The sequence below is a fragment of the Phycisphaeraceae bacterium genome, assembly GCA_019454185.1.
Classification (GTDB): Bacteria; Planctomycetota; Phycisphaerae; order Phycisphaerales; family UBA1924; genus JAHBWV01.
This window is the reverse complement of the sequence record CP075368.1, coordinates 1,894,568-1,921,125: the sequence shown is the minus strand read 5'-3', so window position 1 is coordinate 1,921,125 and position 26,558 is coordinate 1,894,568. Positions and strand designations below refer to the sequence as shown.

The 26,558-nt window shown below is 64.7% G+C and carries 25 protein-coding genes; 12 read left to right on the top strand and 13 right to left on the bottom strand.

The window, feature by feature from the left end; all coding sequences use genetic code 11:
* Nucleotides 1–5 precede the first annotated feature (5 nt).
* The 5 genes from KF838_08160 to ndhC form a co-directional block, all read right to left on the bottom strand.
* Nucleotides 6–683: a hypothetical protein gene (locus tag KF838_08160; protein ID QYK46760.1), complete on the bottom strand. Its 678-nt coding sequence runs from the start codon at nucleotides 681–683 to the stop codon at nucleotides 6–8.
* 22 nt (nucleotides 684–705) lie between these two features.
* Nucleotides 706–1,395, bottom strand: a complete 690-nt coding sequence (locus tag KF838_08155) for a hypothetical protein (GenBank protein QYK46759.1) — start codon at nucleotides 1,393–1,395, stop codon at nucleotides 706–708.
* A gap of 48 nt (nucleotides 1,396–1,443) precedes the next feature.
* Nucleotides 1,444–1,926 carry a DUF2752 domain-containing protein gene (locus tag KF838_08150; protein ID QYK46758.1) on the bottom strand — a complete coding sequence of 161 codons (483 nt, stop codon included), beginning with the start codon at nucleotides 1,924–1,926 and terminating at the stop codon, nucleotides 1,444–1,446.
* Between the two features lie 38 nt (nucleotides 1,927–1,964).
* Nucleotides 1,965–2,795, bottom strand: a complete 831-nt coding sequence (locus KF838_08145; GenBank protein ID QYK46757.1) for an EAL domain-containing protein — start codon at nucleotides 2,793–2,795, stop codon at nucleotides 1,965–1,967.
* A 232-nt stretch (nucleotides 2,796–3,027) separates the two neighbouring features.
* Entirely contained in the window at nucleotides 3,028–3,426 is a 399-nt protein-coding gene (gene ndhC / locus KF838_08140; GenBank protein QYK46756.1) for an NADH-quinone oxidoreductase subunit A, read from the bottom strand.
* Nucleotides 3,427–4,001: 575 nt separating this feature from the next.
* Here ndhC and groL (KF838_08135) point away from each other — a divergent pair.
* From groL (KF838_08135) to KF838_08080, 12 genes are all read left to right on the top strand, one after another.
* Nucleotides 4,002–5,684, top strand: coding sequence for a chaperonin GroEL (gene groL / locus KF838_08135; protein ID QYK46755.1), 1,683 nt, complete (start codon nucleotides 4,002–4,004; stop codon nucleotides 5,682–5,684).
* 342 nt (nucleotides 5,685–6,026) lie between these two features.
* Nucleotides 6,027–6,314, top strand: a complete 288-nt coding sequence (locus tag KF838_08130; protein ID QYK46754.1) for a co-chaperone GroES — start codon at nucleotides 6,027–6,029, stop codon at nucleotides 6,312–6,314.
* A 28-nt stretch (nucleotides 6,315–6,342) separates the two neighbouring features.
* On the top strand, nucleotides 6,343–7,437 hold the full coding sequence (locus KF838_08125; GenBank protein ID QYK46753.1) for a sulfotransferase: 1,095 nt from the start codon (nucleotides 6,343–6,345) through the stop codon (nucleotides 7,435–7,437).
* A complete protein-coding gene (locus KF838_08120) occupies nucleotides 7,434–9,335 on the top strand; it encodes a sulfotransferase (GenBank protein ID QYK46752.1) in 1,902 nt (633 codons plus the stop codon). Before KF838_08125 ends, KF838_08120 begins: the two co-directional genes overlap by 4 nt.
* Nucleotides 9,336–9,422: 87 nt before the next feature.
* Complete coding sequence (groL, locus tag KF838_08115) at nucleotides 9,423–11,036, top strand: chaperonin GroEL (GenBank protein QYK46751.1); 1,614 nt, start codon at nucleotides 9,423–9,425, stop codon at nucleotides 11,034–11,036.
* Between the two features lie 181 nt (nucleotides 11,037–11,217).
* Complete coding sequence (locus KF838_08110) at nucleotides 11,218–11,619, top strand: GxxExxY protein (GenBank protein QYK46750.1); 402 nt, start codon at nucleotides 11,218–11,220, stop codon at nucleotides 11,617–11,619.
* A gap of 262 nt (nucleotides 11,620–11,881) precedes the next feature.
* Nucleotides 11,882–13,051, top strand: a complete 1,170-nt coding sequence (gene dnaJ / locus KF838_08105; protein QYK46749.1) for a molecular chaperone DnaJ — start codon at nucleotides 11,882–11,884, stop codon at nucleotides 13,049–13,051.
* A 40-nt stretch (nucleotides 13,052–13,091) separates the two neighbouring features.
* Complete coding sequence (locus tag KF838_08100) at nucleotides 13,092–13,739, top strand: nucleotide exchange factor GrpE (protein ID QYK46748.1); 648 nt, start codon at nucleotides 13,092–13,094, stop codon at nucleotides 13,737–13,739.
* Nucleotides 13,740–13,880: 141 nt separating this feature from the next.
* The gene (locus KF838_08095; protein ID QYK46747.1) at nucleotides 13,881–14,324 is read left to right on the top strand and encodes a zinc ribbon domain-containing protein; all 444 of its coding nucleotides are present in this window, start codon (nucleotides 13,881–13,883) and stop codon (nucleotides 14,322–14,324) included.
* An 81-nt stretch (nucleotides 14,325–14,405) separates the two neighbouring features.
* Nucleotides 14,406–14,798 carry a holo-ACP synthase gene (gene acpS, locus KF838_08090; protein ID QYK46746.1) on the top strand — a complete coding sequence of 131 codons (393 nt, stop codon included), beginning with the start codon at nucleotides 14,406–14,408 and terminating at the stop codon, nucleotides 14,796–14,798.
* 217 nt (nucleotides 14,799–15,015) lie between these two features.
* Nucleotides 15,016–15,993 carry a hypothetical protein gene (locus KF838_08085; protein ID QYK46745.1) on the top strand — a complete coding sequence of 326 codons (978 nt, stop codon included), beginning with the start codon at nucleotides 15,016–15,018 and terminating at the stop codon, nucleotides 15,991–15,993.
* A gap of 86 nt (nucleotides 15,994–16,079) precedes the next feature.
* Nucleotides 16,080–17,672 carry an MATE family efflux transporter gene (locus KF838_08080; protein QYK46744.1) on the top strand — a complete coding sequence of 531 codons (1,593 nt, stop codon included), beginning with the start codon at nucleotides 16,080–16,082 and terminating at the stop codon, nucleotides 17,670–17,672.
* A gap of 18 nt (nucleotides 17,673–17,690) precedes the next feature.
* Here KF838_08080 and KF838_08075 read toward each other — a convergent pair whose 3' ends face one another.
* From KF838_08075 to KF838_08040, 8 genes are all read right to left on the bottom strand, one after another.
* A complete protein-coding gene (locus KF838_08075) occupies nucleotides 17,691–19,637 on the bottom strand; it encodes a hypothetical protein (GenBank protein QYK46743.1) in 1,947 nt (648 codons plus the stop codon).
* A 99-nt stretch (nucleotides 19,638–19,736) separates the two neighbouring features.
* On the bottom strand, nucleotides 19,737–20,336 hold the full coding sequence (gene rpsD, locus KF838_08070; protein ID QYK46742.1) for a 30S ribosomal protein S4: 600 nt from the start codon (nucleotides 20,334–20,336) through the stop codon (nucleotides 19,737–19,739).
* Nucleotides 20,337–20,591: 255 nt separating this feature from the next.
* Nucleotides 20,592–21,374: a hypothetical protein gene (locus tag KF838_08065; GenBank protein QYK49797.1), complete on the bottom strand. Its 783-nt coding sequence runs from the start codon at nucleotides 21,372–21,374 to the stop codon at nucleotides 20,592–20,594.
* Nucleotides 21,375–22,257: 883 nt separating this feature from the next.
* The gene (locus tag KF838_08060; protein ID QYK49796.1) at nucleotides 22,258–23,400 is read right to left on the bottom strand and encodes a nucleotide-binding protein; all 1,143 of its coding nucleotides are present in this window, start codon (nucleotides 23,398–23,400) and stop codon (nucleotides 22,258–22,260) included.
* 323 nt (nucleotides 23,401–23,723) lie between these two features.
* Nucleotides 23,724–24,911: a hypothetical protein gene (locus tag KF838_08055; GenBank protein ID QYK49795.1), complete on the bottom strand. Its 1,188-nt coding sequence runs from the start codon at nucleotides 24,909–24,911 to the stop codon at nucleotides 23,724–23,726.
* A 100-nt stretch (nucleotides 24,912–25,011) separates the two neighbouring features.
* Nucleotides 25,012–25,557 (bottom strand): hypothetical protein, encoded by a 546-nt coding sequence (locus KF838_08050; GenBank protein QYK49794.1) that lies wholly within the window; start codon nucleotides 25,555–25,557, stop codon nucleotides 25,012–25,014.
* 310 nt (nucleotides 25,558–25,867) lie between these two features.
* The gene (locus KF838_08045) at nucleotides 25,868–26,098 is read right to left on the bottom strand and encodes a hypothetical protein (protein ID QYK49793.1); all 231 of its coding nucleotides are present in this window, start codon (nucleotides 26,096–26,098) and stop codon (nucleotides 25,868–25,870) included.
* A gap of 2 nt (nucleotides 26,099–26,100) precedes the next feature.
* Nucleotides 26,101–26,553: a hypothetical protein gene (locus KF838_08040; GenBank protein ID QYK49792.1), complete on the bottom strand. Its 453-nt coding sequence runs from the start codon at nucleotides 26,551–26,553 to the stop codon at nucleotides 26,101–26,103.
* Nucleotides 26,554–26,558 lie beyond the last annotated feature (5 nt).

Here is a 26,558-nt window from a genome sequence, read left to right as displayed (position 1 = left end):
AGAGTCTATCGACGGGACGCGCCCTGGGCTCGCTCATACTTGTAGAACAGCTGCGCCAGCCCGAGCCCGATGGTCCTGCCGACCTCCTCCTCAGCAATACGCAACTCCGCCGCACTCCTGGGGATCTCGCTGGTCCTGGGCGGAAGCGTCATGGAGAGCGGGTACCCCTCCTTCTCGTCGGGCCATGTCCGCTTATCCGCGTTGACATCGATCACCTTGACACGCAGCGTCGCCGACGGAGAGAAACTCTGGCCGTCAGTCGACATCGTGAACGAATCCACCGTCGCGTAGATCACGACCTCAGCGCCGACCGCTTTCCCGATATCCACGATCGACATCGCCTGGCCCGCGCGATCCTGGCTCGAAGCCGCGATCGCGCCGCGCGTGTCGATCATGTCAACGACCGCCTTCTCATTCAACAACGCCTGCTGGGCCGCATCGCCGATCGTCTGACGCAGAGCCCTGCGAGGCAGTCGATTCCCCCTGTCGTCAATGAACACCACTGTCGGCCGCTTCGAGTCCAGCTCGTGCACGGCAGGCACCTTCTCCGGCCCGTGGATGATGTAGTACGCCGGCGCCACGATGTTGCACCCGGAAAGCATGCCAACACACACACAAACCGCGGCACACATCATCGCCGCCGCGCCCATCGACACAAGATTCAATCCAAGAGCTTTCGTCAAGAGTGGAGCTCCGTCTGCTTCTCTAATACTTGATCTGGGGCTCTTCCTCGTGGTCATAGAACAGCCACGCTGCCCGATTCACAAACCTCGCTATCAACACAGACGCGATCTGCCGAGCCGTGAACTGCTCCTGCTCGACTCCCGTCACATCCGGGAATCCGATGCGGATCGCACGCTGGTATACAAACTCATCCGGCACCGATCCGTCCGCCTCAATCACAGAGACCGCACCCGCCGCAACCCCGTCCCACAGATATCGGTTCCCCGGGTCGTTCAGGCGGAACTCATTCAGATCGATCACCACGAGCCGCTCCACACCAAGCGTCGCGGCTAATTCCGAGTACGGCCGAGCCGTCCAGCTCGGATTCTCATACAGATACCGCAGCAACTCCTGAGCCGGCACACCCGCCGCCGCTCCCGAGTTCGTCCACAGCCGATCGTTGATCCGTGCCGTCAGATCCGTCACCAGCGTCGGGTACTCCGACTGCACGGAGCGGTCCGCCGCCACAACAACGGCATAAGACTTTCCAACCAGCCCCGTGTACTCGGCCTTCACCTTCTTCGGGCGAGATTCCTCGATGCTCTTCGCCGCGACCGCAGCAACGCCGACCGCCGCACAACCGGCCCCCGCGCCGAGCATGATCGCGCACACCGCCGACCCCAGCACCACACGCACGCCGCACACCCGAGTATGTCGCTTCCTTCTATCCACGTACACGCTCCAGAGGGGTGCCGATCCGAGCGATGACCATCGCCGGTTTCACCAAGTCACGAACTTGTACGCCCACGATACGCCGACCAGAGCCCCCGCGCACCAGAGCGACCTCGTCCCCAGCAGCCGCAGGCCGATCAGCCGCCCCAAGGCCGACCCCGTCGCAGCGATGTACAGCGATCCCCAGAACGCCACAGCGCAGAACAACGCGAACGCCGCGCCAGCCGGTTGCACAACCAGAGAACTGAGGAATTCACCCCTCGAAGCGTGCGCAACCGATGTCGTCATGCCGCACGTCGGGCATGGCCTGTCGAACCGCACAACCCACGCACACGGCGGCATGCCCAACTGCACATGCGACCCGTGCCCCGCAGACGACGGCTCCAAGCCCCGCCCAACCCACAGAACGGCCAGGCACGCCATCGCGAGCGCAACATGCGCCAGCCGCTCCCACACGCCGATGGATGGCCCGCGCCGTGCTGACGCGCGTGCCCGACTCTCGAAGCCAAGCGATGCCGAAGTTCCATCCACGCGAGAACGCTAGGGATCCAGCGGTCTCCCGGCGCGGCTCAGCACTTGGCCAGTGCCTCAAGCGTCCGAGTCACCGCGCCACCCGCGATCGCCGCGCCCCGAGTCGTCGGAAACCCGACAAGGTACCCCTGAACATACGAGATACCGAGATCAACAATCGTTCCCAACTCCGCCCGCCGCTCGATGCCCTCTGCGATCATGCGGATCCCTGCACCCTCAGAGAACGTCACCATCGATCGCACAAGCCGCTGCCTCATCGGGTCCGAATCGATCCCCGACACAAGGTCCCTATCAAGTTTCAGCCATGACGGCCGCAGCTGCGAGATCCGCTTGAGCCCGTTGGAACCCGCGCCGACATCGTCGAGCGCGATCTGCACGCCCCGCTCCCTCAGTTCCTCAACCGCTCGCAGCAACTCATCAAACCGTGACTCGGACGCACGCTCCGTGATCTCGATCACAAGCCGATCCGGCCCCAGCCCGGCGATCTCATGCGCTGCCCCCAGCAACGCATCCGCAAACTCCGGGTGTCCTGCCACATCCGGCGTTGTGTTCAGAAACAGCAGGACATCATCCGGCCACGGAGCCGCCGCGCGGAACGTCACCCGCCGGATCGCCTCCTCAAGCATCCACAGCATCCCCAGCTGCTCAGCGCGATCAAACAACTCGCTCGGCGTCGTGAAGCTCACAGTCGGTGCAGGACGCACCAACGCCTCCACCCCCGCGATCCGCCCCGCGGCAACATCGACGATCGGCTGAAACGCAGCACCCATCCGGCGCGAAGTGATCACCTCAACCAAGTCATGATGCGTCGTCGCGATGCTCGGCGATGCAGGCGAAAAGAGCCCGGTCGATCCCCTCTTGCTGCTCATGTATGGCTTTCCAGTCTCTTCGGGTGTCCGAGCAGGCCCAGGTCGCCCCGTGCCGTCACCCTCGATCGGCACCCCGCCGACATCCCTGTTGGCTGTCAACCCGTTCCGTGCCGGCAGCGCGCAACCAACAACACCTGATCCGCCCCGGACGGTTGTGCCGGTGCGTTCTCGGGCAGTCGCAGCAAACCACTGGTTATCAGACGCCCGTCAACTCGCTCGCAGAGGCGCGGGTTCAGTCAAACCGGAACACGCCCTTGCGGAAGCCGTAGACATACGCCACGACCGTCGTGAACAGGAAGAAGAGAATTCGCCCGAGCCACACCAAAGAGTCCGGAGAGCCGGGATCGATGTTCGGGAACGTCGCCGCCCACGGATACAGGAAGATGATCTCAACGTCGAACACGAGGAAGACCATCGCGATCAGATAGAACCGCACATTGAACCGCTTACGCGCCGTTCCAACCGGGTTCATCCCCGACTCATACGCGATCCCCTTGTTCCCGCCCTTGCGCTGAGGACCGATCAAGAGCGAGCCCGCCACGTTCGCCACGGCAAAGGTCACCGCCATCAACAGAATGATGAAGATCGGCAGGTAACTGTTCAGCTCAACCGCTGCGAGAGTGCTCGGCATAGGCCGCTATCGTACACCATCAGGAATCTCAGGCCAACGCGGGAAGAGCATCACAATCCTGAGAGAGCAAAGCCCCACCGTGCGGCTGGCAAAGCACGCTCACACGAATGTGAACTGCAGATCCCCGAGCACAGCATCGACGCCCCGCTCGCCGCCTTCGAATGCTGTGTTTCGCCACGCAACCAGTCCCCGCACCTCGTAGCCCTGAGAAAGAGCGACTCCAGCCCCAACCGGTATCATGCCCGGCAGGACCGGCTATTCACACGCTCAGCCCGAACTCTTTCCTCCCCCGCAGCCGCCCGCCGTGAAGGCAAGACTGCCGTTCTGGCAGGTTCCCGCTGGTTCCGCTCGCTCGATGTCAGGCATCGACACGAACCAACCAACCTTCATCGTCCTTGAACCATTGCAAATGCTGGACTTGTGACGCGATGCCGGTTGGCACTCTGCTTGCCATGGCCTCCATACACCCAACCGCGCGATCGTTCTCGCACGGGTAAGTCTTTGTTCGGTCGTGCCCCGTGGCACCCCAATCAGGCCGTCATACCAAGACACACTTGTCTTTCGGAGACCCGTACATGGCATCCAAGGAACTCACGTTCGATATCGAGGCACGTCAGGCACTTCTTGCCGGAGTCGAGAAACTCGCCAAGGCCGTGAAAGCCACCCTCGGGCCCCGTGGCCGCAACGCCGTCATCGACAAGTCCTGGGGCGGACCCACCGTCACCAAGGACGGCGTCACCGTCGCCGAGGAGATCGAACTCCGCAACAAGGCCGAGAACATGGGAGCCATGCTCGTCAAGCAGGCCGCCAGCAAGACCTCCGACGACGCCGGCGACGGTACCACCACCGCCACCGTCCTCGCCGAGGCGCTCTTCCGCGAGGGGCTCAAGTACATCGCCGCCGGTGTCGACGCCAACGCCCTCGTCCGCGGCATGAAGAAGGCCGTCGAGACCGCCTCCAAGGCCATCGACGATCTCTCCACCCCCGTCAAGGGCAAGGCCGACATCCAGAACGTCGCCGCCATCTCCGCCAATAACGACGCCGAGGTCGGCAAGATCATGGCAGACGCCTTCGATCGCGTCGGCAAGGACGGCGTCATCACCGTCGAAGAGGGCAAGTCGCTCGAGACCGAGGTCACCGTCGTCGAGGGCATGCAGTTCGACCGTGGCTTCCTCTCCCCCAACTTCGTCACCAACGTCGACGACATGAAGGTCGAACTCGACAAGTGCCTCATCCTCATCCACGAGGACAAAATCGACTCCGTCTCCAAGCTCGTCCCCCTGCTCGAAAAGGTCATGCAGGCCAAGAAGCCCCTCCTCATCATCGCCGAGGACATCGCCGGCGAAGCCCTGAGCACGCTCGTCATCAACAAGCTCCGGGGCACGCTCCAGGTCGCCGCCGTCAAGGCCCCCGGCTACGGCGACCGCCGCAAGGCCATGCTCGAAGACATCGCGATCCTCACCGGCGCGACCGCCATCATGAAGGACCTCGGCATCGAACTCGACAAGGTCGAGATCAAGCACCTCGGCATGGCCAAGAAACTCGAAATCGACGCCGACAACACCACCATCATCGAGGGCGCGGGCGACAGCAAGTCCATCCAGGCACGCATCGCCCAGATCCGCGCCGAGATCGAGCGCACAACCAGCGACTACGACCGCGAGAAACTCCAGGAACGCCTCGCCAAGCTCGCCGGCGGCGTCGCCCAGGTCAACGTCGGCGCCGCCTCCGAGGCCGAACTCAAGGAGAAGAAGGCCCGCGTCGAAGACGCCCTCCACGCCACCCGCGCCGCGCTCGCCGAGGGTATCGTCCCCGGTGGCGGCACCTCCTTCATCCGCGCCCGAGCCGCGATCGAGAAGCTCAAAGAGCACAAGGCCGTCTTCGGCAAGGCCGCTCAGGCAGAGGACCTCTCCGCCGACGAAGTCGGCCGCGTGAAGTACGACTTTGCCGCAGGACTCGACGTGGTCTATCAGGCCCTCGGCGTCCCCCTCCGCACGATCGCCGACAACGCGGGCGTCAAGGGATCCGTCGTCGTCGCGAAGGTCGCCGAGAACAAGTCCGCCAACTTCGGCTTCAACGCCCTCACCGAGGAGTACGGCGACCTCGTCGACATGGGTGTCATCACCCCCGCAAAGGTCGATCGCCTCGCGCTCCAGAACGCAGCCAGCGTCGCCACGGTCCTCCTGACCGCCGACTGCATCATCACCGAAAAGCCCGAGAAGAAGGACGAGCACGCGGGCCACGCCCACGCGCACTGATCTCGGTTCCTGGTGGCACCGCTCTCCAGAGCGGTGTCCGGTCGGCCGTGCCGCAGACCGCTCGTCAGGCAGTGGTCGGCAGACCGGGCGTCCGAAGGAATGATTCACGCATGCTCGACCGCACCCTCGCCATCCTCCACGGCCTCCTTCTTTACAACCATGTACCGTTCTGTCCGACATGCAGAGTACAGGAATGCAGAGTGAAGAGACGAGCGCCAGCCAGGTGCTGTCTCTCGAAACGATAAGTCACTGGACCATAACCCCCGCACCCCACTCAGGTGCAAGTCAGATTCACAAAGCACCAACACGCGGCAACCGCCGCACGAGTTCTGGAGAACCCCAATGGCCGTCAAACCCCTCGAAGATCGCGTCCTCGTCAAGCCCCTCGAAGCCGAGACCAAGACCGCCTCCGGCCTCTACCTCCCCGAGTCCGCCAAGGAGAAGCCCATGCAGGGCAAGGTCGTCTCCACAGGCCCAGGAAAGCTCTTGGAGAACGGCAAGCGCGCCCACCTCTCCGTCAAGGTCGGCGACACCGTCGTCTTCGGCAAGTACGCCGGCACCGAGGTCGAGATCAAGGGCGACAAGCACCTCATCATCCGCGAGAACGAACTCCTCGGCGTCATCGGCTGATGCTCGCTCCACACAACGAGGCAATCACGTGGCATCGGTGCGCGGCATCCTGAAGCGTCTCTCCGGCAGCGAAGCGCCGGCCGACGCACCGCGCGCCGATGCCGCTCTCTCGCTCAGCATCGAGCCCAAATCCCTCTCCAACACCCCAACCAATGGCCTCGCCGAAGGCCACTCCCGCGACGGATTCCACCAGGTCTATCAGGGCGTCGAACGCTCCTTCTTCTTCCTCTGCGGCCACCCCCGCTCCGGCACCCACTGGATGCAGTCGCTCCTCAACCTCCACCCCCGGATCAACATCCAGGGCGAGTACCACTTCGAGATGCTGTATGGGGGCCTCTGGCAGTTCGAGAAGCACGATTGGCACCTCGGCCACTACGACCCCATGCGCGAGATCGCCCGCCGCAACATGCAGCGGCTCGTCCGCGAGTGCATGCTGACAACGGTCCATCTCCGCCCGCAAGCCGATGTCATCGGCGACATGACGCCCCGCGAAGTCTTCCAGATGCTCCCGGGCGCGCCGACCATCCACCTCATCCGCGACGGGCGCGATGTCTGCGTCAGTTGGACCTTCCACCAGCTCCGCATCGACAACGAACTCATCACGCGCGAGCCCTGGAAGCGCGACATGCTCGCGCTCCTTGACCTCCTCAAGGCCGACCCGAAGCACTTCGAGAAGCACCCTGAGGCGCTGCTCTCTTCAGAGACCTGGGTCCGACACGTCGCCCGAGTCTGGGCCACCCGCGCCCGGCGCGACGAGTTCGCCAAGGGTCGCTACGCCCGCGCCGAGCTCGACGGCAAGGTCCTCGAAGTCCGCTACGAAGCCGTCCACGCCGATCCCGAGGCCCAGCGCCGTCGCATGTACGAGTTCCTCGGCGTCAACCCCGACGAGGCCGCACCCATCGACGCCAATCCGCTCGCAAAGCCCGGCTTCGGCGGCAAGGGACAGGGCGCGACCTCCTTCTACCGCAGCGGCAAACGCGGCGAGTGGGAGACATACTTCACCAAAGACGCCCGCCGCTGGTTCATGGAAGAAGCCGGTGAGATGCTCGTCGCCCTCGGCTACGAATCTCAGGGAAGCGAGTGGGATACCAGAGCTGCAAAGAGTCGCGGAGGTCACCCATGACCACCCAGCTCCGCGCCTCAACTCCCGTTCGCGTCGATGCGCCCCTCTCCGTGCGCGAACTCTTCCTCCGTGCTCACCCCTCCAGCGGTCTGGAAACCCTGGCCGCGGCGCTCGCCCGCACCGGGATCGTCACCACCGGCACGTTCGGCCTCGGTCCCGTTGTCAGCGCCGCGCACCGCGCCGCGAGCACGCTCGACGCCCCCGGCGCCGAAACGCTCCTGCGCTCGACCAACGAACTCGTCCGCGCCACGATGCACGCCGCGATCACCGACACGCGCGCCATCCGCTGGATCGCCGACATCGCCCAGGAGCCCGTCGACGAGATTCTTCCCGGCGGGACATACATCTACCTCGTCCGCGATGGGCGCGACGTCGTCATCGCCGAGGCCCTCCGCCAGTTGACCAGTGCCCACGCCGGCCCCGACTCCCTCTTCAGCGACCAGCGCTACCGTGCCCGGCTCGAGCACCTTCGCGAGGAACTCCGGCGCGATCCGAACCTCCTCCGCGATCGTCCCCATCGCCTCCTCTGGCTCGAACCCTGGCTCCGCCAACTCGCTCGCACCTGGGCGACCCGCATCCAGTCCGATCTCGGCGCGCTCAAGCGCCTCGCCGATGCTGGCTCTCGCACCCTCGTCGTCCGATTCGAGGACGTCGCGACCTCCGGCGATTCGGTCCGCGCCCTCTGTTCTCTCCTTGGGGTGCAGACCCTCGCGCCCCGCGCCGCAGAGCCGTCCGAGGCCCACGACGTCGCGCCCGGCTCTTGGCGTCGATTCTTCACGCGCGAGAACGCGCTCGCCTTCCACGACGAGGCCGGTGCCGCGCTCACTGCCGCTGGCTACGCCTCAAACGATCTGTGGATCAGCGAGGTCGCACCCTCGGTCGCGCCAACCGCCGCGCCTGCGCAACCCGCCATCCACGCGCCGCACACCCACCCGCACACCCATCACGATCCCGCCCTCATCGAGGCCCACGCCGACCCCGCGCCGCTTCCCGGCGACGCGCCCGAACACACCATCACCATCGACGGCATCGCCCGCAATCTCTTCTTCGTCTGCGGCCATCCCCGCTCCGGCACCACCTGGACCGTCGCCGTCATGAACCTCCATCCGCGCACCTTCGTGCAGGGTGAGTTCCGCTTCGAGGCCCTCCGAAACGCCTTCGACCAATTGACCCGCTGGCCTTGGCACGTCGCCCATCACGAGCCCGTCCGCACCGAGGCCGAGCGCGCCGCACGCGACGCCGTCCGCCGCATCATGGGCGCGATCAGCACCCACAAGCCCGACGCAACATGGCTCGGCGACAAGACGCCCCGCGCCCTCCGCGTCCTCGTCCCCGGTGCGCCCCACATCCTCCTCCTTCGCGACGGACGCGACGTCCTCATCAGCCGCACCTTCCACGAACTCGCCTCCGGCGGCACGATGCTCAAAGACCCGCTCTACGCCGGGCGCATGCTCGCCCTCCAGCAGGCCTTCCTCGCCGACCCGGACCTCTTCAAACGCGAGCCGCACCGGCTGCTCGCCGAAGAACAGTGGGTCCGCACGCTCGCCCGCCAATGGGCACAGCAGATGCGGCACGACCTCGCCGTCGCCGCAGTCATCCGCGAGCGCGGGCGCACGCCCTTCCACGAACTCCGTTACGAACGCATGCGCGCCGACGTCGAGTCCGAGCGCGCCGCCCTCTACCGCTTCCTCGGGCTCGATCCCGCCGAAGCCGCCCCAGTCAGTGCCGCCAACCGCTCCGCGCCCGGATTCGAGACCGAAACCCCCGGCGGCTTCTATCGCAAGGGGCAAGTGGGCGACTGGCAGAACTACTTCACCGACGATGCAAAGAAATGGTTCAAGCAAGCCGCTGGCGACCAACTCATCGCCCTCGGATACGAGAAGGACGGTTCATGGTGAGCCGCACCGAAATCACGACACACACACGCGGCACCGCATCCACACGCCGCCCGACAACCAACACGCACGATCCAAAGAGGTGAACACATGTCCAAGAAGCAGATCATGTACAAAGACGCCGCACTCCTCGAGATGAAGAAGGGCGTTGACCAACTGGCCGAGGCCGTCAAGTGCACGATGGGCCCGAGCGGCCGCCACGTCGTCATCGAGAAGTCCTACGGCGGCCCTCACGTCACCAAGGACGGCGTCTCCGTCTCCAAGGAGATCTCCCTCCCCGAGCCCTTCGCCTCCATGGGCGCCAAGCTCGTCAATGAGGTCGCCAAGAAGACCGCCGACAAGGCCGGCGACGGCACCACCGCCGCCACCGTCCTTGCCCAGGCCATCTTCACCGAAGGCCTCCGCGTCATCGCCACCGGCGCCAACGCCGTGCAGGTCCAGCGGGGAATCAACAAGGCCGCCGAGGCCGCCGCCGAGGCCATCACCGGCATGGCCGTCAAGTGCAAGGGCAAGGACGACTACAAGAAGATCGCTTCCGTCTCTGCCAACCACGACGCCGAAGTCGGCGAACTCATCGCCGAAGCCATCTCAAAGGTCGGCCCCGACGGCGTCGTCGAAGTGGAAGAGGGCAAGTCCGCCGAAACCACGCTCGATTACGTCGAGGGCATGCAGTTCGACAAGGGCTACCTCTCCCCCTACTTCATGACCAACCCCAAGACCGCCGAGTGCGTGCTCGAAGACTGCTACATCCTCATCCACGAGAAGAAGATCAGCAATCTCACCGACTTCCTCCCCTTCCTCAACAAGGTCGCAACCAGCGGCAAGCCCATCCTCGTCATCGCCGAAGAAGTCGAGAACGAGGCACTCGCCGCCCTCGTCGTCAACCGCCTCCGCGGCGTCCTCAAGATCTGCGCCGTCAAGGCCCCCGGCTTCGGCGACCGCCGCAAGGCCATGCTCGGCGACATCGCCGTCCTCACCGGCGGCACCTTCTTCGCCGAAGATCTCGGCCGCTCGCTCGAATCCATCGAGATCTCCGAGCTCGGCCGCGCCAAGAAGGTCGTCATCACCAAGGACGACACCACGATCATCGAGGGCGCGGGCAAGAAAGCCGAGATCAGCGCCCGCGCCTCACAGATCAAGGCCCAGCACGACAAGTCCACCAGCGACTACGACAAGGAGAAGCTGATGGAGCGTCACGCCAAGCTCACCGGCGGCGTCGCCATGATCCGCGTCGGCGGCTCCAGCGAAGTCGCTATGAAGGCCAAGAAGGACCTCGTCGACGACGCGCTCCACGCGACCCGCGCCGCTGCCAAGGAGGGGTACGTCCCCGGTGGCGGCGTCGCCATCATCCGCGCTCAGGAAGCCATGACCGCCGCCCAGAAGAAGGCCAAGGGCGATGAGAAGCTCGGCTTCGACATCGTGATCGCCGCTGTCGAGAAGTGCGCATGGCAGATCGCTGTCAACGCCGGCTTCGACGGCGACATCGTGGTCGAGAAGGTCAAGGACGGCAAGGGCTCCTTTGGCTTCAACGCCGCGACCGGCGAGTACGGCGACCTCGTGAAAGCCGGGATCATCGATCCCGCCCTCGTTGCGAAGAGCGCGCTGGTCAATGCCGCGAGCGTCGCGGGCCTCATGCTCACCACCGACGTCATGATGACCGAACTCAAGGACGAGCAGGAAGCAACGACCGGATCCGTCTCCTGATCGATAGGAATCAAAAGGGAGCCCCGAGCGCAAGCTCGGGGTTGACCGAACCGCGAGCGCGAGCGAGCGGATGAACCAAACCACCCCGCCCCACCCGTGGACACACGCGTGGGACGATTCGAAAACCGACCAAGACAAAGACTCACCACAGAGGCACAGAGAGCACCGAGAAGAGCCATTGATGCAGGACCGTGGCATCCATCTCGCGCCGGATTCCACCGACTCTCTGACAGGAGAGATCATCGGGGCTGCGATCACCGTTCACGAGGCCCTCGGACCTGGGTTGCTCGAATCCGCGTACCAGGCGTGCCTCAGGCACGAACTCGGCCATCGCGGGATCGCGGTCGAGTCCGAGGTCGCAGTGCCGCTCGAGTACCGAGGCCTTCAGCTCGAATGTGGATACCGAATCGATCTGCTCGTTTGTGGTGCAGTCGTTGTCGAAGTGAAGTCTGTTGAGAAGCTCTTGCCCGTCCACGAGGCCCAGTTACTCACGTATCTCCGGCTCGCAAGAAAGTCGAAGGGGCTTCTCCTCAACTTCAACTCTCCCTATCTCCGTGACGGCATCAAGCGAATGGTGTTGTAGTCTTTCTATCCCGTTTTTGCATTTCTCTGTGTCCTCTGTGCCTCTGTGGTGAGTCTTCTTTCTTCGTCTTTGCCTTCCCGGATCCCCCATGCCCACCACCCGCGACTATTACGAGATCCTCGCCTTCGAGAGACCACCGACCGCGAGGAGTTCAAACGCTTCGTCTTTGAGGGCCTTCATGACCCGTTCTTTGCCTTTCTCTGTGTCCTCTGTGCCTCTGTGGTGAGTCTTCAATCTTCGTCTTTGCCTCCCCGGATCCCCCATGCCCACCACCCGTGACTATTACGAGATCCTCTCCGTTGAGCGCACCGCCGACGGCGAGGAGATCAAGCGCTCCTATCGCCGCCTGGCGATGAAGTACCACCCCGACCGCAACCCCGGCGATGCCGAGGCCGAGGCCAAGTTCAAGGAAGCCGCCGAGGCCTACGAGGTCCTCTCAGACGACGCCAAGCGCAAGATCTACGACCAGTACGGCCACGAAGGACTCCGAGGCCGGGGCGGCCCCGCCACCCACGACTTCACCCGCATGAACGTCGACGACATCTTCTCGATGTTCAACGACATCTTCGGGGGCGGCGGCATGGGCGGCAGGGGGGGGGGAGGCCAGCAGCGCCGCGGCCCAGCACGGGGATACGACCTCGAGACCGAAGTCGAGATCTCACTCGAAGAAGTCCTCAGCGGCTGCGAACGCGATGTCGAGTTCACACGCATGGACGTCTGCGAAAAGTGCACCGGCTCCGGCGCAAAGCCCGGATCAAAGCCCGACAAGTGCCCCACCTGCGGCGGCCACGGAAAGGTCCAGCAGACCGGCCTCGGCGGCATGTTCCGCATGGTCGTCGCATGCCCCAACTGCAAAGGCCGAGGCAGCATCATCAAAGACCTCTGCGACGGCTGCCGGGGCAAGGGGCGCGTCCCCAAGAAGCGCAAACTCTCCGTCAAGATCCCCGCCGGCGTGCAGGAGGGCATGGCCGTCCGTGTCGCGGGCGAGGGCGAACCCCCGCCGCAGGAGGTCTCCGCCGACGGCCAGGGCGTCCGCGGCGATCTCCACGTGGTGATCCGCATCGACGAGCACTCGCTCTTCCAGCGCGACCCCGAGCAGGCCGACAACCTCACGCTCGAGATGCCCATCACCTACACCCAGGCCGCGCTCGGCGCCGACATCAAGATCCCCACGCTCGACGGTGAGCACACCCTCCGAGTCCCCAAGGCAACCGCCTACGGCACCGTCTTCCGCATCGAGGGCAAGGGGCTTCCCAACCTCCGCACCGCCCGCCGCGGCGATCTTCTCGTCGGCGTCAAGATCGAAGTGCCCCGCAAACTCACGAGCGAGCAAGAGGGGCTGCTCCGCAAACTCGCCGCACTAGAGAACCACGATGTGCTTCCTGAGAGCGAAGGATTCTGGAAACGCGTCAAAGACTTTCTGAATCCCTGAGAGCCCCAACGCAAGACCGGCATGAACCATGGGTGATGCGATGAACAAGAAAGACAGACACAACCAAGGCACGCCGGGCGATCAATCGGTGCCCCCCCGCGAGCACGACATCTCCGACACCGGCGACTGGGGCAGCGCAAGCGATCCCGCGCCGTCCGGCGAGCGCGCGTCCGACACCTGGAAAAGCGAGTGGGGACCCGAGAGCGCGGAGGAGGCGATCGCGCGTGTCAACATACTGGAATCCGAGCTCACCGAGACCAAGAACAAACTCCTCCGCACCGTCGCCGATTACCAGAACAGCCAGCGCCGCGCCCTCCAGAACGAGCAGCAGGCCAAGGCAGACGGCGTCTCACGAATCGTCTCGGATGTCGCAGCGGTCCTCGATCACTTCGACCTCGCCATCGGTCAGGACCCCGCCAAGGTCACCGCCGAGCAGCTCATCGGCGGCGTCCGCGTCATCCGCGAAGAGATGCTCAAGATCCTCTCTCGAAACGGCGTCACGCTCATCCACCCCCAGCCCAACGATGAGTTCCAGCCCGGACGCCATGAGGCCGTGATCCAGCAGACGGCAGATGGCATCGAGCCCGGCCGCATCGTCTCAACCTTCCAGCCCGGCTTCCTCCTGACGATGCTCACCGGCGAGCGCGTCATCCGTCCAGCAAAGGTCGCCGTCGCCCCGAACGCGTGACCGAGTCCTGTACTCTCATTCCTTCACCTACGAGCCCAACGGCTGTCGCCTTCCGACACCCTATCCCCGCTTCTTCACTGTCTTTCTCTGTGTTCTCTGTGCCTCTGTGGTGAGTCCTCCTAGTTTGAAGTTGGATCCCCGATGCCCACCTACGACTACAAGTGCAACGCCTGCAAGCACCGCTTCGAGCTCTTCCAGTCCATGAAGGACGCGCCCAAGCGCAAATGCCCCAAGTGCGCCAAGAACGCCCTCGAACGCCTCATCGGCACCGGTGCCGCGATCCTCTTCAAGGGCTCCGGCTTCTACGAGACCGATTACCGCTCCGAGTCTTACAAGAAGGCCGCCGACGCAGAGAAAGCCCCCGCGCCTGATTCCAAGACCGACTCCAAGCCAGAGACAAAGTCTGATTCAAAATCGGACGCGAAGCCCGACGCCAAATCACAATCCACGCCCAAGCAAGAATCCAAACCCGAATCGAAGTCGGCTCCCAAGTCTTCCCCCTCCAAAGGAGGCAAACCCTCCCCCAGCAAGTCCTCCCCGAAGCCCGCCTCCAAGTCCTCCAAACACCGTTCACCCTCGAAGTAACTCTTCCCTCTTCCCATGCATTCTCTTCTCTGTGCCCTCTGTGTCTCTGTGGTGAGTCCTGCCTTTTCTCTTTCTCCTTCCATGCCACCAGCCACTCACATCCTCGGCCACGGCATCGACCTCATGCCCGTCGAACGCCTCCAGCGTTCCATCGATGAGCACGGCGATCGCTTCCTCCAGCGCGTCTTCACCCCCGCCGAACTCTCGTACAACGCCGTCCACGCCCGCCGCGTCGAGCACCTCACCGGCCGCTTCGCCGCCAAGGAAGCCGTCCTGAAGGCCCTCGGCACCGGCTGGTCCGGGGGAATCGCTTGGACTGACGTCGAGATCCTCGCCACCGCCGGCCCACCCTCCGTCGCGCTCCGCGGCGAAGCCGCTCGCATCGCCGCCGCACGGTCGATCACAACCTGGCACCTCTCCATCTCACACGCCGGTGGCCTCGCCATCGCCTCCGCCATCGCCTGCGGCTCGTGAAGCGAGCCGAAGGCGATGGCGCGCCTGTATCCCTTCGGTTGTGGATCGTGTGTGACAAGATCATCTCAAGCACAGGCCTTGCAGCGTTCTGACACGCCGCAGGCGTCCGTAGTCCTCGGAGAGCGTCCAGCAGAGTGCGCACCCCGCAGCAGTGCCAGTCTCTCGTCCAAACTCGGTACAATCACCTTCCAGCTCAACTCAACGCCATGGATCAGACATGCCGACGCCACTCCCCAAAGTCCTCATCACCGATGTCATTCGCTCGACACATCAGGGCGACAGCCACGGTGGCGTCTATCTCGTCGATCTCGAAACCGAAGAGGTCCAGAAGAAACTCGATTGGAACACCGGCGACATCGACTGGGAGGGCCGAGGCGGCGACCGCGGACTTCGCGGCATCGCCTTCTGGCGCGACCGAGTGATCATCGCCGCCAGCGACGAGATCTTCTTCTTCGACAAAGACTTCAATCGACTCAGTTCCGTCCGCAACGACTACCTCGGCCTCTGCCATGAGATCTGGGTCGCGGGCGACCGCCTTCTCCTCACGTCAACCGCCTTCGATTCCATCCTCGAATACGACCTCCCATCGGATCGCTTCGTCTCAGGACTCTCGATCCGCGTACTCAACGAGCCGCCCCCCGGAGTCCCCATCGGCCCCCAGCATCTGAACTTCAAGCCCTTCGACCCGAACGCCGCGGGCGGCCCGCACAAGGCCGACACCATCCACATCAACGCCGTCAGCCGTATGCAGGGAATGACCTTCATCTCAGGCGTCCGGCTCCCCGTGCTCTTCATCTTCGACGGCCGGCGCGTCGGCCTCGGCGCGCGACTGCCCACCTGGACCCACAACGCCCGCCCGTGGCGCGATGGCGTGATCTACAACAGCACCTCCGAAGAGAAAGTCTGCTTCGCCGATCGCACAGGCAACATCCGCGCCGCGATCGACATCTACAGGCACGACCCCGCGACACTCATCAACATGAACCTGCCGAGCGATGTCGCCAAACCGAACTTCGCGCGAGGCCTCACCGCCTGGACAGGCGACCCAGGCCGCCCCGGCATCGTCATCGGCGGCTCCTCGCCCTCCACCGTCAGCGTCTACGACATCGATCGCGCCGCACGCATCAAGACCATCACATTCGGCAACGATGTCAGGAACGCGCCCCACGGTCTGGCCGTCTGGCCCTTCGCGTAAGCACGGATCATCGCATCCGACACGCCTCCGCCGTGTACGATCGGGCTCGACGACGCCGCGCCGCCGCGTCGAGCCCGGAGAAGAGAGTGTCCGACCACAGCAAATCGCCCCACGAATCCCATCAGGGCGGCTCGCCGGCGCTGAACCCAGAATCCATCGACCCATCCGAGGAACTCGCCCTCTCCCCCTCACGCACGCGCCCCTCGGGTCTGACGCCCGATGGACGCCTCCGTGCCGGCAGACTCGCCGGGCTGACCATGCGCCAGGCGATCTGGATCCTCTCCTGGCCCATCCTCGCAGAGTCCTTCTTGAATTCGATGGTGGGGCTCACCGACACCGTCCTCGCCGCCGGCCTCGGCGAGCAGGAGACCGACGCCATCGGCGCCGCCGCGTACATGATGTGGCTCATGGGCCTCGTCGTGATGTCCGTCGGCATGGGAGCAACCGCACTCATCGCAAGATCCGTCGGTGCGCGACGCATGGCGGTCGCGAACGCCGTGCTGGGTCAATCCCTCGTCGTCGCCATCGTCGCCGGTGTCGCCACCGGCCTCATCGTCGCCATCACAACGCCCGCCACCGCCTCCATGATGAACCTCAGCGGCGACGGCGCAGCCGCGTTCCGCGACTACATCCTCATCGTCTCGTGCGGCATGCCCCTCATGTCCATCCTCTTCACGGGCATCGCCTGCGCCAGGGGCGTCGGAGACTCCATCCGGCCGCTCTGGATCATGGTCGTCGTCAACGCCGTCAACATCGTCGTGAGCTGGGTCCTCTCAGGCGTCGATTGGAACACGCTCTCGTCCGATGGAACGCGCTCGGTCGTCCTTGCCAATCCCTTCCCCTTCGAGCTCGGCATCAAGGGTATCGCGCTCGGCACGATCGCCTCTCAGGCGGTCGGCGCTGTCATGGTCCTCTGGATGGCCTCGCGCGGCACGTGGGGCATCCGGCTCCGCGCCCGGCGTCTACGGCCCCACTGGCACACCATCCGCCGCATCGTCCGCATCGGGCTTCCCAACCTCTTCGAGACCTTCGGCATGTGGATCGGCAACTACGCCATCATGCTCTTCGTCGGGCTCATCGGGGCCGCGGGCGTCTCCGGGGCCATGGGCGCCCACATCGTGGCCATCCGGATCGAGGCCTTCAGCTTCCTCCCCGGGTTCGCGATGGGCGCGGCCGCCGCGACCCTCACCGGGCAGTACCTCGGGGCAGGCAGCCCGGCCATGGCCAGGAAGGCCATCTGGATCTGCACGCTCATCGCCTGCACGACCATGGGGCTGAGCGGCCTGGCCTTCGTCATCTTCCCTCGGGTGATCACGTCGCTCTTCACGCCGATCGAGTCGCACCTGACGCTCGTTCCAGCTCTGCTCATCATCAGCGGGTGTGTCCAGATCCCGTTCGCGGCCAGCATCGTCTGGCGGTCGGCGCTGCGCGGGGCCGGGGACGTGAAGGCCGTCATGCACCTGACATGGTGGACGACCTACGCGGTCCGGCTGCCTCTGGCGTATCTGCTCTCGGGCGTTGAGATCCCGCTCCCCGGAGGTAAGGTACTCCCCAATCCTAGTGGGATGGAGCCCTCGCTGGCCTGGCTCTGGGTCGGTCTGTGCGCGGAGATCGTCGTGCGGGCCGGGGCGTTCGGCTGGCGGTTCCTGCGGGGGGGCTGGGAGCACGGGCGGATCTGACTCGGGCCCGTGCGATGCTCAGGAGTCGCCGGACTGCTTGGAGCCGGGGGTCTCGAACTTCAGGCGGGTGACCATGACCTGGTACGTGAAGGGGTTCACGTTCTCCATGGTGCCGGCGACCTTCTCGACTTCTGAGGCGATGCTCTGGGCGACGATGCCGACTGCCTCAGTGCGGAATCGCTCGATGGTGTAGGGCACGATCGAGCGGATGCGCACGATCGCGATGCCGAGCTGGTTGGGCAGGGGGATGCCGAGGACCGCGCCGGGCTCGGAGGCCAGGGCCTCCGGGCTGAGCCGCGGGTCGAGGGCCTTGACCGCGTCCATCACGGCATCGGTGAAGGCCCGTGACTGGATGGCGCGGTCGGACGTGGCCGGGCCGTTGCGCGAGATCGTGACCGCGTTGGTCGGGAAGAGCAGGCGGGTGCCGTCGGTGTCCACGAGGCGTGCCGCGGCGTCGAGCGAATCGGTCCGCGCGAGGGTCTCGAAGATCCCGAGTTCGCCGATGAGGCGCTCATAGGCCTTGATGGTCTTCCAGTCGTCGCGCAGGGTGGTGACATCGGCGATGCCGTCCGGGGCGGAGGGGGGGCGTGCTTCGAGCACGGTGAAGAAGTAGATGTTGCCCGAGGCGTCTTCCAGAGGGTTATCGATCGGCGTGAGCCCGACCTGGAGACCGAGGGAGGGGTTGCCTTCGAGTTCCTTCACTTGAAGGGCGTACTGGGCGAAGGGGGCCTGCATGCTCCCGAGGCGCACCACTGAAGAGCCGATGCCGGGGAGCATCGAGAGGTCCGCGGCGTCGAGCCAGTTGGCATCGCGCGACTCGACCCTCGGCAGCGGGATAGTCACGCCCTTGATGGTGCGGAGCGACTCGACGACGGTCAGCGCGATCTGCTCAAGACGCGGGCGTTCGTCTGCCCAGGTCTCGGGGAGTTTCTTGTAGGTGTCCTGCGTCTCGAGGCGTCGTGTCGCCTTGAGGACTTCCGCGCGGACGATCCGGAGAATCTCGGACATCAACTCGGCGGTCTTCGCGCTGAGATAGTCGGCGCGGACGATCTCACGCTCGATCTCGTAGTCGCTGGTGTACTTGGTGCGGTTCGACTCGTAGAGCTTGCGCAGCTCGACCCGGTCCACGGGGATCGCGCCGGCGATGGCGGTCCGATCGATCACGAGCCATTCGATCTTGATGCGGGCCGGACGCATGTATCCGATGCCGAAGTCGCCCGTGCCGGGCTCGACCGAGGCGTAGGCCTCGTAGTGGGCTGCGAGGTCGGCCTCGCTCGGCTCGTCGATCTCGTTCAAGAGCGTGCGGGCGGGGATGAAGAGGTAGTCGATGGTGGCCGAGTCGCCGATGGTGCGAGCCGCGGCGACCGCCTGGGCGCGGGTCGGCCGGGCGGCGAAGACGTATGCGTCTTTGAGGCGTGTGATTCCTCGTGCTGCTGCCAGGGCGCGGAAGCCGTCCTGCTCGGTGAGGCGGTTGCTGCCCGCGGCGGAGGCGACCCTGCCGAGCATGCTCTGTGCCTGGCCGGCGATCTCCTGCTGGACCTGCGGGTCCTGCATCATCATGGCGACCCACTGCTGGCCGAAGCGTCCGTACTGCTGGGTGAGGGAGATGCGGGCGATCTGAGCCGCGACCTCGGAGAGCCAGTCGCGTCCATCGTCGATCTCACCGATGAGTCCCGCGGCCTTGGCCTCGCTCTTCAAGAGCATCCAGTGCTCGGGCTGTCTCGTGTTATCAAGGCCGAGGATCACGGGGATCGCGGGGCTGATGGTCTCGAGCATGCGGACTTCGGACGCGGCCTGCTGCAGGTCGCCGACCGTGAAGGCGACGCCGGAGATGGAGCCGGCCTTCTGCTTGAGGGGGTTGGGCCCGAGCTGCTGGATGGCCTGGGGCGCGACGAAGGCGACCATGAGGATGACGACGAACATCCCGAGGAGGATGGTGCGGTACTTCCGTAGAAACTTGAGCATGTGCTGTCCCCAGCGGGCCGGTGGCGCGGGCAGGCCCGGCGCGTGGCCAGCGCGTAAAGGCAGCGGGATCGCCTTCGCGACCCCGTTGCGGGAATTCGATCAGCGATAGAGCTCGATGATGAGGTTGGGATTCACGTCGTAGGGGATCTGGTCCATGGTGGGGACCGCGACGATCTTGAGCGTGAGTTCGGAGGGGTTGAGCTCGATCCAGCCCGGGACCTCGTGACCAGCGAGAGATTCCATGGCCTCGCGGGCGAGCTTCTGGGCCTTGGGCTTCAGCGTGATGACATCGCCGACCTGGGCCGAGTAGGAGGGGCGATCGGTCTTGCGGCCGTTCACGAGGACGTGCCCGTGCGCGACCATCTGACGAGAGGCCCAGATCGTCCGGGCCAGCCCGGCGCGGCGGACGACGTTGTCCAGACGCTGCTCCAGCAGCGACATCAGGTTCATGCCGGAGTTGCCGGGGCGGCGTGCGGCCTCGGCGAGGTAGCGGCGGAACTGCTTCTCGAGCACGCTGTAGTGGTAGCGGACCTTCTGCTTCTCATTGAGACGCAGGCCGTAGTCGCGGAGGCGACGGCCGCGGAAGCCGTGGACGCCGGGCGTCGTGAGGGCGCGCTTGGAGGTGTGCTTGGGGATGTCGGCGACTGGTGTGCCGACGCGGCGCGAGAGCTTGAGCTTTGGACCTGTATAACGAGCCATGCGAAACTCCTTCCGCCCACAGGTCGGGTGTGATCCGCCTGGGTGCCGCTCCGTTGTGCGGAGGTCGAGCGGCGATCTGCGCCGGGTGGCCGCGGCTGCGGTCCGGCATGTGCGATCCGGGCATTCCCGGGGACTGGTTTTGAGCCGGTATTCAATGCGCAGCAGCGACCACGGTCAAACGGGGAGTTTGACTGGGCCAGAGGGGGGGCCAAATGGCCAGAGGGCCAAAGGGGCAAAGGGGAAGAGGGGGAGGAGCTATGGGGAGGAGCCGAGGGGGATCGGGGCGGCGGCAGCGCGGATGAGATCGGCGGGACGGCGTGGAGAAGGGGTTGAACGCGAAGATCGCGACGGCCGCGAAGGTGAAGAGAACACAGGGTGTGCGGAGGAACGCGGAGGAGAGGGAGCAGAAGGGGCTGAAGGGGCTGAAGGGGCAGAGGGGGGAGGAGCGTCGGCGGCGGGGGAACGCCTTTCCTGACGGTCGGGCTGCATGGTTGCAGGCGCGGCTGGCGTGGCGGCGGAGCCCATCCGCTCGAGAGGAGTGGCGCCAGAGGAGAGTGACGCCCGGATCGCGGCGGCGCGTGCCGCGGAGCCACTGCTCTGGAGAGCAGTGCCACCAGGAACCGCGGCACGGGCGAGTTGTTCGTCGGTGAGGGGCGTGATGCGTGAGAGGCGGTAGAGGTGGTACGCCGCGATGCGGGCGTGGGCGGCGGCGCGGAGAAGGATGGGGTCGGCGGGTTCGAGTGTGGCGTGGAGGCGTTTGAAGTTGTCGAGGATGAGGAGGAGTGTCTGGACGGCGGTGGAGAGGTGGAGTGAAGCGGTAAGGCGGACGTGGCGGCATGCGCCGGATTCGAGGGTGTGGAAGAGTGCCGCGGCTCGGGGGGTGGAGAGCCAGAGTGCGAGGGTGGCGAGCGGGATGTTGTGTGCTTCGGCGACCGAGGCCAGCGTGGCTTGGGGCTGGGCGAGGTCGGCGACGATGCGGTGGGCGAGGGCGTCGTCCGGGTGGAAGTCGAGAGGGGATGGAGGGGCAGGGGCGACCACGGGTACGGGTAAGGTACGGGGTGGTGGTGGGTGTGTCAAGTCGATTTTTGGGATGTGTGAGGATATGGGGGAATGGTGGAGCGCGAAGGTTGCGAAGTGAAAGAGAACGCAGAGGCCGCGGAGAGCGCGGAGGAACGCGGAGGGGGAAGGGTGTGGGAGTGGGGGAGGCACGAAGGCACGAAGGCACGAAGGCACGAAGGCACGAAGGCACGGAGTCGGGGGCGTCCGCCCCACTCCACTCAGGAAGCCGCTGCGCGGGGGACTTTCCAGGGGCTGGCTTGTCGCGTGCCATCCGGGGGGGCGACTGCGCTGCGCGCCTGGCAACCATCGCTAGCCCGCCCCCCACGCCGCGGGCGTCAGATAGGACAGCCGGGCCGTCGCTGGGGGCCCTCCGACAAAGGAAGCCGCCCTCCGGGCGGGGGTCAGCCGCTGCGCGGGTGCTGTTTCAGACCCTGCGGCGACCGCATTTCGTGTGGGGCACCCTGCGCCTTGAATGTGGCGACCATCGCTTGCTGCTCCGAAGCGGAAGGCGATAGCACCCGGGAGGGCGGCGAAAGGAGCCGTGGAGCGAGGTCACGACGGCGACGGTAGAAGCGTATGAACCGCCAAGCGCCATTTGCCTAGTATTATCGAAGCCGGGAACGTGGCCTTTTAGCCACGCCCCAGCGCAGTGAAATCAGTCACCTAGCCGCCGCGAAAGCGGCGGTTATGGTTTATCGCCCATGGGTCCCGTCGTGGCCGGCGACTGTGACCGCGTGAGACCGGCAACCCTCCTGTTCATCGCCATCATGGCTATCACTGTCCTTTCGGTTCGGTTAAGGGTCTAAAAGGCAAGAGCGGCGTCCGTATCCACCCGGAAGATCGTGCGACTGACGGTGAGTGACTACGGATGCCTGAAGTTCTTGACGGACTTGGCGAGCTTTGTGCCGATGGCAAAAGACAGTTCGTTCCCCTCAAACTCGCAGCGGTACAGCCCTTGCAGGTTCGACGGCACCCTAAGCCGCTTGTCCCATAGCAAGACCACGCGCTTGTTGTACAGGACGAACGCCGCGCCGATCTCGATGAGCACGTTGTTGTTGATCGTGTACTCGGTCCCCGTCTTCGACTGTTCGTCGGCGGTTACGACCATAACCCCGGCGGTGCAACGCCGCATGGCGTCGAGTACCTTGTCGGGTACCGGGATCGCGGTCGTTTCCTCTTCGACTGCCAACTCGAAGTTGATGTCGTAGAGGCCCAGAATCTCCTTGACCTGCTCGACGACCTCCATGTTTTTGCTGTGCGAGATGAACACCTTGAAAGCGGGCGGCGGTGTTTCGGCAGGCTTCGCAGGCGTCTCTACCTGTTTGACGGGCGCAGAGGTGCCCTTGATCTCGGCGATTACGGGCGAATCGGCTGCTTCGTCATCGTCCACAGCTGGCGGTTCGGCAGGTTCCACCGAAATCGAGGCGCTTGGCTGGGGGTTGTTCAGGGCCACAAAGAGGCCGGTCTTGGTGTTATGCAGGACACCTACGTATGCGCCGTTGTCCTTGACGATCGCGAGTACTTCGTCGCAGCGGTCAGCAGGAACGCTGAAGTTGTGCTGCAACACGTTCTTGGCGATCTTCTCGTCCGGAAACTTGTTCTTGTCGTACTTCTCAAAGAACTGCCGGAGGATCTGCGGCCGCATGGCGGCCTCATTCTTTGCGGCAACATCCTCACCGTCGGCGACGGGGGCCACGCACCGACGCCCAAGCTCAGTGAGCGAAATTTTGGCCGAGTTGTATCCGCCCTCGGTGAGCCCGTAAGCGATCGCGGCACCTGTGAGGTGGCGCCAGGTCGAGGATGTGGGGGACGAACCGATCGCCATGGCGATCTGATGGGGGGCTGCGTCCTTCCCGCCGAAGTTGTCGATGAGCGCTTGGGGGATGAGCATCGCGTCCCGGAGTTTCCGCTTCGGCAACAGCGACTGTTGCACATACTCCCGCTTGCCCTGCTCCGCAGCCGTCTTCTTGCCGTTCCCATTCGTCGTAGTCGCTGATTTCGCCATGCGCGGCTCCTTCATCAGGGCGGCTCCGTTCGCCCAGCCGATTGTACCTTGATTCCCACGGATTGTCTATTCGGCAAGTCCAGCCCCAATGTACCCTGTGTGCTTGCTTGAAAACATGTTATTCTGGTGGTTCAGGTGCATCAAGCCGGATCAAATGCCAGTGTATTCCACTCCAAAGACAGGCCATATCGTCTTGCAGGTCGGGTAAACCGCCAAGTATCGGCTATGGGCACTGCCACCAATGGAGGGACCGTGAGACAGAGGACGATGGGCCTTGACGGGAAGCGCCGATGCCGGGGGCTTCAGCCCTCGGCACCCCCTGCTTAGGAGCCGCCGTCCGTGTGGGGTTTCTTCGGCCCTCTGCCAGCTATGCGGTGAAGCAGTTCCTTGTCGAGAGCTACCCGCATTGAGAATCCACCGCGCGTGACCGAGCAGAGATCGTCCAACAGAAGCACAGTTCCGAGGATGCAGCGCCGCGTTTGCTCTCGCGTGGTGCTAGCGTGGACGCCCCTGTTGATCACTTCAAGCAGGCGGTCGACGCACGCGGCGGTGTGGTCGATGTTTGCGACGATCATCCCCTTGTCGGCGTCGGCGACCTGATGGTCTTCGAAATATGCAAGCAGCCGGTTCTTCCACGCCGCCTGATCCAGCTTTCGTTCTCCCTGTGCAGTCGGCCTGGGGGGATATAGACACTCGGCGGCATATTCCACCAAGCGTCGGCAACTCACCGCGACTTGCGCGAGTTGCTCGTCGATCTCGGCCGATTCAAACGCCCGAAGGACCGCCCACAATCGTTCGTGAACCTCCGGCATGGCGTCTCGCACGCGGACAATCGCGGCGTCGATGACTCCGTCGAACAGCTCGACCATTGCGCCGCGGCACTGCGCCGATCGGTGACGCCCCTCTGCGCCGCCCTGCCGATCGAAGATCGTGAAACGAGCGGAAACGTCCTCGTGCTCCACCGGGTCGTAGCCGACTCGCTCCAGCATCTCCACGACCCAAGGTCTCTTGGAGTCCTGGTTGATCCCATCCCAATTGACGTATCCCGCCGCTTCGTCAATGCGAAGCCAAGGGACCAACTGGTACCCAGCAAGGTGCGAGGGCACTCGTTCGTCTACCTGCAACGCGCCGACATACACCTCCGGCATCGCTTCCAGTGCGGCGTTGTGAAGCGCCAGCGCATGGCGTGGCTCGATCGTGTCGTAGAGATTGCAATGCACCGTGCCCGTGATGACGACTTCGACGGCGCGCGATGTCAGGGCGTACCAGTTGAAAGGCTGCGGCGTCAGCCATTCCCGCACCAATGAGCGCAGTGTCTCGGGTTGCGTCGTGCGCGTGCAGGTGCTTCCCTTCTTGGATTGCTCTTGTGCGCCCGTGCGGATCAGGAGCGAGCCGACGTACAAGCGAGACCGGATTGGCAGATTCATGCGTCGCGCGAGTTTCAACAGATGCTCAGTCGCCTTGTCAGCATTGCCCAGCACATCTTCGTCATAATGGAAGGCGACCCGCATGGACTCAGGATACACCAATGCCGGGGCTGCCGCGCCCGGCACGCCCTCTGCAGGACTGCATCAGCGGATCAACAGTGAGTTCATCGAACTGGCAACGTTCTCACACCTCCACCCTCTCGAACTGGACGCCGTTTCCGACGAGTCGGGCGAAGTAGGCCTCGATGTTGTTGAGGTTGGTGACTTGGTGGACGTATGCCGCGGCGCGGACGAGGTCGGCGCGCTGGACGAGTTCCAGGCGGGGTTCCTTGAGACCGATGCGGGTTGAGTAGAAGGCGCAGCCCTGGTGTGCGATGAGGACGACGCGCTTGAGCCGGTGGACTTCCACCAGGAACTGGAGCTCGTCGATGACGCCTTTCTCCTCGAGGGTGGCCTGGGGGTGGCCGGCGAGGCAGGCCGGGCCGCCGGGGAGTGTGACGCGGTCGTAGCGCGGGAGGCCGAGACCCTGCTGGAGGAGGTCGTCGAAGTGCTCGCCGAGGCGGCCGTCGGAGCAGTAGATGGACGCCGCGTGGATGCGGGAGGATTCGTAGGGAAGAGAAGAGGTGTAGGCGGGAGAGGGGGGGGGAGAGAGTGACGGAGTGACAGAGTGACGGAGTGACGGAGTGGAAGAGCCGGAAGAGCCCGGTGGCGTGGGGTCGGGGGTGGGCATGTGGACCTCGACGGGCCTGTGGGGGGGGCGGGGGGAGCGTGGGGTGGAGCGGGTGGGCATGGGGAGAGAATAGCAGAAGAAGTGACGGAGTGACCCAGTGACGGAGTGACAGAGTGGGAGGCAAAGCGGACACGAAGAACGCAAATGGCAAAGGGCCGGATGGCAGATGAAGTGGGGGAGGGGGGAAGCGAGGAGCGAAGAGCGAACAGGGGGAGAAGAGGTTCACCACGGAGGGGAATGGATGAAGGTGGAGCGGAATGAAAGAACCCCGCGAGGGCGGGGTTTGGGGGAAGCGAGGCAGGGCGGAGGGTCAGGCGACGCGAGAGTCGCGTGGGGCGAGGATAGTTGTGAGTGTGGCGCGGCCAGCGCGGATGGATTCGCAGGCCCGGAGGATGTGGAGTTCGCGGAGCATGAGGTCGGAGGGGTAGTCACGCTCGAAGAGCTGGATGAGGCGGGCGAGATCGGCAGATGAGATGCCCGCGTCGCGAGCCGCGGCGGGATAGTCGAAGTGGGCGGGGGATGTGGGCGTGGGAGTGGTCATGGTCAGACTTCGGGTGGAGCCAGAATGATGATAGGAGGCAGGCCAATGGAGAGATTGAGTGCGTCGATGGCGGCGCGTCGACGCTGGTTCACGAGGTGCTTGAAGTTCCAAGAGACGATGACGTCTTGCCGGTTGAGGACGGCGATCGCGACATGGAGGGCATCTTCGGGAACGCTGGGAGGGAAGATGGCCGCGCCGAGGTAGTTCGAGGCGAGAGCTTCGGCTTCGGGCGAGGCGGGGAGTATGTGATTGCAGCGGGCGAGAATCGTGAGCATCTCATCGCGGCGGGACGAGTCCTTGGTGCGCTCGATTTCGAGCCGCGTGATGTCGGACGCGGCGGACTCGAAGCTCGACAGCCGATCGAAGAACTCTCGAGTGAGTTCCTGACGATCGGGTGCCCGTGCGTCACCCAGTGCGCTGATCACGGAGGTATCGAGATAGATCCGTTGCTTCATTGGGA